Raw genomic sequence first — 8,756 nt, 5'->3', positions numbered from 1 at the left:
GTCCTCCGGGATCGCGCCCGGCGCCCGCTGGTCGCCCTTGGCCTTGGGCACCCAGACCCGGCCGTCGTTGCGCAGCGACTCCGACATGAGCGTCAGCTTCGACTGATGGTCGCCGGAGACCGGGATGCAGGTCGGGTGGATCTGCGTATAGCAGGGGTTCGCGAACAGCGCACCCTTGCGGTGCGCCCGCCAGGAGGCGGTCACGTTGCAGCCCTTGGCGTTCGTCGACAGGTAGAAGACGTTGCCGTAACCGCCGGACGCCAGGACGACCGCGTCGGCGAACTCCGTCGTGATCTCACCGCTCACCAGGTCACGGACGACGATGCCGCGCGCCCGTCCGTCGACGACGATCAGCTCCAGCATCTCGTGCCGGGCGTTCATCTCGACGTTGCCCGCGCCGATCTGCCGCTCCAGCGCCTGGTACGCACCCAGCAGCAGCTGCTGCCCTGTCTGCCCCCGGGCGTAGAACGTACGCGACACCTGTGCGCCGCCGAACGAGCGCGTGTCGAGCAGCCCGCCGTACTCACGGGCGAACGGCACGCCCTGGGCGACGCACTGGTCGATGATCTCGACGGAGATCTCGGCCAGCCTGCGTACGTTGGACTCGCGGGACCGGAAGTCGCCGCCCTTGACCGTGTCGTAGAACAGCCGGTGGATGGAGTCGCCGTCACCGCGGTAGTTCTTCGCCGCGTTGATGCCGCCCTGGGCCGCGATCGAGTGCGCCCGGCGCGGGGAGTCCTGGTAGCAGTAGCTCTTGACGTGGTAGCCCAGCTCGGCCAGGGTCGCCGCGGCCGAGCCACCGGCCAGACCGGTGCCGACCACGATGACGGTCAGCTTCCGCTTGTTGGCCGGGTTGACCAGCTTGGCCCCGAACCGGCGGCGTTCCCAGCGGGTCTCGATCGGACCCTCAGGGGCCTTGTCGTCGGCGATGGGATCGCCTTCTACGTAGAACTCGGTCATTGCTCAGCCCACCAATCCGAAGGTCACAGCGAGCGGGACGAGGAGGAAGCCGGCGCTCAGGCCGACCGAGACGACCAGCGCGGCCGCCTTGAGGACGCGCTGCCGCTTGGCGTTGCTGACGCCGAGGGTCTGCAACGCCGACCACAGGCCGTGGCGCAGGTGGAAGCCGATCATCACCATCGCCACGACGTAGAACAGGGTCACCCACCAGCGCTCCGGCGCGAAGTCCTGCACGACCGCGTCGTACGCCTTGCTCCGGTCGCCGACCGGGTTCACCGTGCGCGTGGTGAGGTCGAGGATGTGCCAGACGATGAAGGCCAGGACGATCACACCGCCCCAGCGCATCGTCCGGGCGGCGTAGCTGCCCTGCACCGGCGGGCGGTGGGCGTACTTCACCGGGCGGGCCCGCTTCGCGCGGATGGTCAGCACGGTCGCGGACCAGATGTGCGCGATCACCGCGACGAGCAGGACCGCGCGCTGGATCCAGAGGTACCCCTCGTACGGCACGACCGGCGTGAGGATCGTCCGCAACCAGTGCGCGTAGTGGTCGAACGCCTCGGCGCCGACGAACACCTTCAGGTTGCCGATCATGTGCACGACGAGGAACGCGACCAGGAGCGCGCCGGTCGACGCCATGATCGCCTTGAGCGCGATGGAGCTGCGCTTGCCGACCGGCGCTTTACGGGACGTCGCGCCGCCCGACGTCACGCTGCCGGACGCCGTGCCGCTGGGACTCGCCTTGCTGCCGGGACTCGCGTTGCGGGGAGGAGAAGCTACTGCCACGGGACTGACGCTAGGAACGAGCTGAACCCCGCGTCCAATGCATGCCTGCCCGTTTTCCGATAGCCGTAGACTATCGTCGTGCAGCTCCAACAGCTCCGGTACTTCGTCGCGGTCGCCGAAACCCGGCATTTCACCCAGGCGGCCGACCAGGTCGGTGTGACCCAACCCTCACTGAGTAAGCAGATTCACGCCCTGGAAACCGACCTCGGCGCGGAGCTGTTCACGCGTACGCGGGGCGCCATCGCGCTGACCCCGGCCGGGGAGGCCCTGCTGCCGTTGGCCCGCCGGATCATCGCCGACGCCGACACCGCCCGCGTCGAGGTCCAGGAGCTCGTCGGACTGCGGCGGGGACGGCTGCGCCTGGGTGCGACGCCGAGCCTCTGTGTCAGTCTGGTCGCCCCCATTCTGCGCCGCTACGCCGACGCCTATCCGCGCGTACGCCTGCAGGTGGAGGAGAGTGGCTCCCAGGATCTCGTGCGTCACCTGGTGCAGGGCGCGCTCGACATGGCGATCATCGTGCTGCCTGACGCCGGCACCGATCCCTCGCTGCGAACCGAACCGATCCTGCGCGAGAGTCTGGTGGTGGTGTCGTCGCTGACCATGCCGCCGCCGACGGAGAAGCCGCCGCTGCGGATCACCGAACTGCGCGACCAGCCGCTCGTCATGTTCCGTACCGGCTACGACCTGCGCGACGCCACCGTGGCGGCGTGCGAGCGGGCCGGGTTCACCCCGTCGTTCGCGGTCGAGGGCGGCGAACTGGACGCCGTCCTCGGCTTCGTCGAGGCGGGCCTCGGCGTCGCACTGGTCCCGTCGATGGCGGTGGCCGGGCGCGACCGGCTCCGGATCACCACCCTGGCCAAGCCGGGCGTGCAGCGTACCGTCGCGTTGGCGCACCGCCGTGACGTGACACCTACGCACGCCGCCCGGGCGCTACGGGACACGCTGCTGGCGTACCTGACCGAGGCGTCGGCGTGGAGCACCCTGCCCCCCGGAGTCGACCCCCTCTGAGCGCTGTTGCGCCCAGTACGCACACTGTCGGCATGCGCGATTTCCCGCTCCTCGCCTTCGCTCCGTTCGCGATCGGCGGCCTGATCATCATCATCGTGGTCGTGCGGGCAGTGCGGCAGAGCAACGCCGTCTACACCGGACCCCGGCCGAGTCCGGAAGAGGTGGCCTACTTGGCGGGCGGACGTCCCCGGGCGGTCCAGTCGGCATTGGCCTCGTTGTGGGTCGCCGGTCAGGTCCACCTCCGGCCGATGCACGAGATCCCCGGCGCCACTCCCCTGCAACGGGCGGTCGCGGCCGAACTGGCGCTCGGGCGTACCGGGCGGGCCATCGTCGCAAGTCCCGCCGTCGACAGCGCCCTCCTCGCCATCCGGCAGTCTTTACAGCTCAAAGGGGTGCTGAGCGCATCTGACCGGCGTACGCCGACCGGCAACGCGCTGCTGCGCCAGCATCGCCAGGAGTACGCCTACCTCGCCCCTGCGCAGCAGCCGGCCTGGATGACGTACGGGCCCGCGGCGGCCGGACTCGGCGTCGGGCTGTACGGGACCGCCGCGTTCGCCGGCATCAGCCCGGATCTGCTCGGCTTCTTCCCGCTGCGGACCGCCGCCACGAACAACGCGACGTCGAGCGCGTACTCGTGTGGCGGCTCGGGGACGTCGTGCGGTAGCCCGGTGGACAGCGGGAGTTCCTCGGACGGCGGGTCGAACTGCGGATCGTCCAGCTGCGGTGGCAGCGGATCGAGCTGCGGTGGTAGTGGTTCGAGCTGCGGTGGCGGAAGCTCCTGCGGCGGGGGCGGCGGGGGCGGCGGCTGCGGAGGCGGTTCGTGACCGCGCCGCTCGCCGGAGTCGGCATCGGCTGGCGGCCGGAGATCTCCGGCTACGTCACCGCCCTGCCGGGACTGGCGTTCGCCGAGGTCATCGCCGAATCGGTCCCACATCACGGCCCGCTGCCCGACGGGCTGGCCCGGCTGCGCGGACGCGGCGTGCCGGTCGTCCCGCACGGCGTCAAACTCTCGCTCGGCGGGGCCGAACCGGTGGACCCGCATCGAGTCGAGCACTTCGCGGCCGTCGCCCGCCTCACCGAGGCTCCACTCGTCAGCGAGCACATCGCGTTCGTCCGGGCGGGCGGGCACGAGGCCGGTCACCTGCTGCCCGTTCCGCGGTCGCGGGAAGCAGTGGACGCGATCGCCGCCAACGCCGCGGTCGTGCAGTCCACACTGGACGTTCCGTTGGCGCTGGAACCGATCGCCACCCTCGTGGACTGGCCGGACGACGAGCTGACCGAACCCCAGTTCCTCACCGAGATCCTCGACCGGACCGGCGCGCTGCTGCTGCTCGACGTCGCCAACGTGTACGCCAACGCCGTCAACCGGGGCGAAGACGCGTACGCCCTGCTCGACGCGCTGCCGTGGGAGCGGGTGGCGTACTGCCACGTCGCCGGGGGCGCCGAAGTCGACGGGCTCTACCAGGACACGCACACTGATCGCGTACCCGATGATGTGCTGCAGCTGGTGGCGCATCTCGCCGGGCGGCTGCCCGCGGTCATGCTGGAACGCGACGGCCGATATCCCCCGGCGGCCGAGCTGTCGGCGGAGCTGGACGCGATCGCCGACGCCGCGGGCCTGGACCGGGTGACGGTGTGAGCCTCGCCGAACGGCAAGCCGCCCTGGTCGCAGCGCTCGTGGCCGACGGATCTCCGCCACCGGGCTTCGACCCCGCGCGAGTCGATGCCGTACGCGAACAGCTCCTCCGCAAACGCGCCGGGGAGGTCGCCCGGGTGTGGCCTGCGTTGGCCGCCTCGCTCGGCCCCTCCTGGTACGCCACCTTCCGCACCTGGGCAGTCGGGCGACCTCCTCAGGGGTCCTTGCGGGACGGCTGGGACTTCGCCCGAACCTTGTCCACACTGGACCCGTCGGCCGCTGCCGAGCTGCGCGCTCGCGACGCTCACTGGGCTTACGACGGGCGTACGCCTCCTCGGCGGCGGTCGCGCCTCGCCCGCCTCCTCCGGCCTGCACGTTGATCATGCGCTTGCGGAAGTGATCAGGGCGCTGGGGACACGACACACCGGCCGAGCACGACCGCTAGTTCATGATCGTGCGAACGAAGCGCATTAAGGTGAACCCCGTGACCGCCGCCGCCGAACCCGAGACCGAGACCCGGCCCTGCCTGCACTGCGGCAAACCGGTACCGCAGCGCGCCGGTGCCGGCCGCCCGTTCCGCTACTGCCGCGACAACGACGGCGAGTGCCAGCGGGCCGCCCGCAACACCCGGATGCGCCACCGCACGTCGCCGGGGCTCGCCGGTCAGGTCGCGAAGGCGTACGAGGTCGTCGACCGGCTGGACCAGGTCGTGGAGACGCTGACGGAGGCGCTGCACGCCGAACTCTCCCCCGCCGGGGTCGAGCGGCAGCTCGCCGAAGTGCGGGCCCAGGCCGCTGCCGACGTCGCGGCCGCCCGCAGCGAGGTCACCACCGCAGACGCCCAGGCCGCTCAGCTCCAGTCCGCGATGCGCCGCCTGGAAGAGGAGACCGCGGCCACTCTTCAACGAGTACGCGATGAAGCAGCAGCCACATTGGAGGCTGCGAACGCAGCAGTCGCGGCGGCTGATGCGAACGCGGCCGCGGCCCGGGAAGAGGCGGCGACCGCCGTCGAGCAGGCGCACGCCGAAGCACAGGCCGCGAAGGAGCAGGCCGCGGCGGAGGTCGCCACCGCGCTCGCAGCCGTCGCCTCGTCGGAGGCGGACGCGGCCACCGCTCGGGCAGAGGCGGACGCCGCCCGGGCCGAACGGGACCGGATCGCCAAGGAAGCCGACAACGCCGTCGCGGCGGCCAAGGCTCTGCGCGATGACGCGTACCAGCAGAGGGATCAAGCGCGCGCAGCCGTCGCCGAAACGCAGACCGCCCTGGCCGCGACCGAGAACGAGCAGCGCCGCCTGACCGGCGAGCTGGACCGGGCCACGGCCCGGCTGTCGGCCCTCGACACCCAGGTGACCGGCCTGACCGCCGACCTCGCCGCCGCAACCGCGGACCTGGGCACCGCGACCCGGGAGCGTGACGCCGCCCGACGGGACGCCGACGAAGCCCAGCGGGGCATCGACGTCGCTCAGCGCGACCTTGAGATCGCCCACCGTGACCTCGACGTCGCCCGACGGGACGCGCAGGCCGCCCAGGCGCAGGCAGCTCAGCTCGCCGAGCAGGTCAGCCAGCTCATCGCCGCCGTGGCGCGGCTCGGCGCCCCTACGCCTTCTTGATCAGCGGAAACTCCGCGGTGCCATAACCCCACGTTCACTCCGCTGATCATGGGAACCACCTGTTGTCAGCCTGCGTCACAGGCCTCATGAAGACGAAGCTCGTGGCCACGGTTGCGGCGTTGCTGGCGTTGACGGCGTGCACGGAGGATCCCGCGCCGGCACCCACCCAGGTGGCGGCGCCGGCGTTGCAGCTCGTGTCCTACGACTCCTGCGACAAACTGCTCGCCGACGTACGCACGGCGGCCAAGGCCAGCGTCCAGCCCTGGGGCTTCGGCAACGAGATGCTGTGGCGCGACTTCGCCAGTGGCGGGATGGAACGGGCGACCGGCGGCAAGAACACGGTGCCCGACGCGGCCGGCCCGGCGTACTCGGGGACCAACACCCACGAAGTGGGCGTGGACGAGCCCGACCTGGTCAAGACCGACGGCAAACGCATCGTGACGCTGAGCCGGAGCGCGCTGCGAATCGTCGACGCCGCCCAGCACAAACTTGCCGGGGTGGTGGAGCTGCCAGAGGCGGGCGATCAGCTGCTGCTGTCGGGCGATCACGCGCTGGTCTTCGGGAGTCCCAACTTCGTGTACCGCGGCATCCCGCAGCATCAGCGTACGACGATCTGGCTGGTGGACCTGCCGACCGCGAAGGTGCTGTCCACCTACACCATCGACGGTTCGCTGACCGACGCGCGTCAGATCGGCTCGGTCGCCCGCGTCGTCGTGCGGTCCACCCCGAAGATCGTCTTCAAGCAGGACGCGCGGGGCGATCAGAAGACGCTGATCGCGAACAACCGGAAGGTCATCGACAAGTCGCCGATCGACGCTTGGCTTCCGGCGTACACGAGTGACGGCACCTCGGGCACTGTGGACTGCGGCGACGTCCGCCACCCCGCGACGTTCAGCGGCGCGTCGCTGGTCACCGTGCTGAGCTTCGATCTAGCCGCCGCCCAGCTGGCCGACGGCGTACCGTCCGCGGTGTTCGCCGACGCCGACACGGTCTACGGCTCCGGGGCACACCTCTACCTGGCCAACGACGAACGCTGGCGCGGCCTCGGCACCACGGGCAAGACCGAGCTGTACATGTTCGACATCACCGGCCGCCAGCCGCGCTACGTCGCCGCAGGCACCGTCGGCGGCTGGCTGCTCAGCCAGTACTCGATGTCCGAAAGCGACGGTGTCCTGCGGGTCGCGACCACCACCGGGCATCCGTGGGCCCAGAACACCAAAAGCACTTCCACCGTGTACGCGTTGCGCAGCGACGGAGGCTCGTTACGTGTCGTCGGCAGCATCGGCGGACTCGGCAAAGGCGAGCAGATCTACGCCGTACGCTTCGTCGGCCCGACGGCGTACGTGGTGACCTTCCGGCGGACCGATCCGCTGTACGTGGTCGACCTGCGTGACCCGGCCAAGCCCGTCGTCGCCGGTCAGCTGAAGATCCCGGGCTACAGCGCGTACCTGCATCCGGTGGGCGGCGATCGGCTGCTCGGCGTCGGCCAGGCGGCCGATGACAATGGCCGCGTGCAGGGCACCCAGATCTCGCTGTTCGACGTCGCCGATCCGGCGAACCCGAAGCGGCTGGCCAATCACGAGGTCGGCGACCACGGCTACAGCGAGGCAGAGTTCGACCCGCACGCCTTCCTCTACTGGCCGGACACGAAACTGCTTGTGGTGCCGGTGCAGAAGTGGAACGACGACAAGGGCGACGCGGGAGCGCTGCTGATCAAGGTCGGCGATGGCGGCCTGACCGAGGCCGGCTGGATCAGTCATCCGCAGCAGCCCAAGAACAGCTACTACCCGACGGCGATCCGCCGCAGCCTCGTCATCGGCGACGAGCTCTGGACGGTCTCCGACTCCGGCCTCATGGCCAGCACGCTGGCGAACGGGAAACGGGTCAGCTGGCTGCCCTACTGAGGTGCTAACCTCCGGCGTCGCCGACGATCGGAGAGGTCGATGAACGTACGCCGAGCCGCCGCAGCAGTGGCGACGGGTGTCCTGCTCACCGTGGGGCTCACCGCCACACCGGCGTACGCCGAAGACGTCGACCTCAAAGCCTTCCCGGCGGAGGCCTCCGGAGCTGCCGGGCAGACCGTCGCCGTGACGATCGCCTTCGAGGTACCGACTGCGATCCCCGGGCCGCCCGCGATCCGGCTCGACATCAAGTTCCCGTCGACCGTCACCATCAAGATGGTTCCCTCGCCCGCGTGCCACTATTGGGGTCCGTTTCAGGCCTACTGCTCGTGGGATTCGATCGAAGCGGGCCGCCATGAAGTGAAGCTCCAGGTCACAATGCCTGACACGCCATCGACCAAGGGCACGGCGCACCTGCTGCTCATCGCACAGGGATACACAGATCCAAATACAGCGAATAACACCGGGTCCCTGACGTTGAAGCGGACCGCCGCCACCTCGGCGTCGCCGACGGCGTCGAAGAAGCCGTCCGCCACGCCGACGCCGAAAGCCTCGAAGCGCAGCGCGACGGCGAGCCCGACGACGGAAGAGACCGACGCCGGAGCACCGACCGAGGGCACCCCGACCGACAGCGGCTCGGCGACGGAGATCTCAGCGGTGTCGACCGCAGGGAACGACGACTCCAGCGCCCTGCCCGTGGTGATCTTCGGTGGCGCGGGCGCGCTCGTCGTGGTCGGCGGGTTCCTCCTCTGGCTCGTCCTGCGCCGCCGGTCCGACGAAGACGACGATGACGATGAGTACGCCGACGAGCGGTTCGACCGTTACCGCTGACGACGCGCGCCCGGAGTGAACGGTTCAG

8 protein-coding genes and 1 pseudogene are annotated in these 8,756 nt (G+C 70.3%); 7 read left to right on the top strand and 2 right to left on the bottom strand.

What is annotated here, in order from left to right:
* On the bottom strand, positions 1–960 hold a 960-nt coding region (locus tag HOV77_RS01550), incomplete at its 3' end, for an FAD-binding protein (RefSeq protein WP_290856426.1).
* Positions 961–963: 3 nt separating this feature from the next.
* Positions 964–1,614 (bottom strand): succinate dehydrogenase cytochrome b subunit, encoded by a 651-nt coding sequence (locus tag HOV77_RS01545; protein ID WP_290856440.1) that lies wholly within the window; start codon positions 1,612–1,614, stop codon positions 964–966.
* Between the two features lie 201 nt (positions 1,615–1,815).
* On the opposite strand from HOV77_RS01545, the gene HOV77_RS01540 reads away from it, so the two are divergent.
* The 7 genes and pseudogenes from HOV77_RS01540 to HOV77_RS01510 all read left to right on the top strand — a co-directional run bounded on the left by HOV77_RS01540 (position 1,816) and on the right by HOV77_RS01510 (position 8,728).
* On the top strand, positions 1,816–2,751 hold the full coding sequence (locus HOV77_RS01540; protein WP_290856437.1) for a LysR family transcriptional regulator: 936 nt from the start codon (positions 1,816–1,818) through the stop codon (positions 2,749–2,751).
* Positions 2,752–2,783: 32 nt separating this feature from the next.
* A complete protein-coding gene (locus tag HOV77_RS01535) occupies positions 2,784–3,575 on the top strand; it encodes a TIGR04222 domain-containing membrane protein (protein ID WP_290856420.1) in 792 nt (263 codons plus the stop codon).
* Positions 3,572–4,390, top strand: coding sequence for a DUF692 domain-containing protein (locus HOV77_RS01530; RefSeq protein WP_290856414.1), 819 nt, complete (start codon positions 3,572–3,574; stop codon positions 4,388–4,390). Before HOV77_RS01535 ends, HOV77_RS01530 begins: the two co-directional genes overlap by 4 nt.
* Positions 4,387–4,644 (top strand): annotated as a pseudogene (locus tag HOV77_RS01525) (hypothetical protein); the annotation flags it as partial. The gene HOV77_RS01530 and the pseudogene HOV77_RS01525, both read left to right, overlap by 4 nt.
* Before the next feature lie 227 nt (positions 4,645–4,871).
* The gene (locus HOV77_RS01520) at positions 4,872–5,996 is read left to right on the top strand and encodes a hypothetical protein (RefSeq protein ID WP_290856411.1); all 1,125 of its coding nucleotides are present in this window, start codon (positions 4,872–4,874) and stop codon (positions 5,994–5,996) included.
* An 86-nt stretch (positions 5,997–6,082) separates the two neighbouring features.
* Positions 6,083–7,900: a beta-propeller domain-containing protein gene (locus tag HOV77_RS01515; RefSeq protein WP_290856409.1), complete on the top strand. Its 1,818-nt coding sequence runs from the start codon at positions 6,083–6,085 to the stop codon at positions 7,898–7,900.
* Positions 7,901–7,939: 39 nt separating this feature from the next.
* Positions 7,940–8,728: a hypothetical protein gene (locus HOV77_RS01510; protein ID WP_290856406.1), complete on the top strand. Its 789-nt coding sequence runs from the start codon at positions 7,940–7,942 to the stop codon at positions 8,726–8,728.
* Positions 8,729–8,756: the final 28 nt, after the last annotated feature.

Source organism: Hamadaea sp., from assembly GCF_013362815.1.
Classification (GTDB): domain Bacteria; phylum Actinomycetota; class Actinomycetes; order Mycobacteriales; family Micromonosporaceae; genus Hamadaea.
The sequence above is the reverse complement of the archived record's forward strand: the minus strand, read 5'-3'. Positions and strand labels throughout refer to the sequence as shown.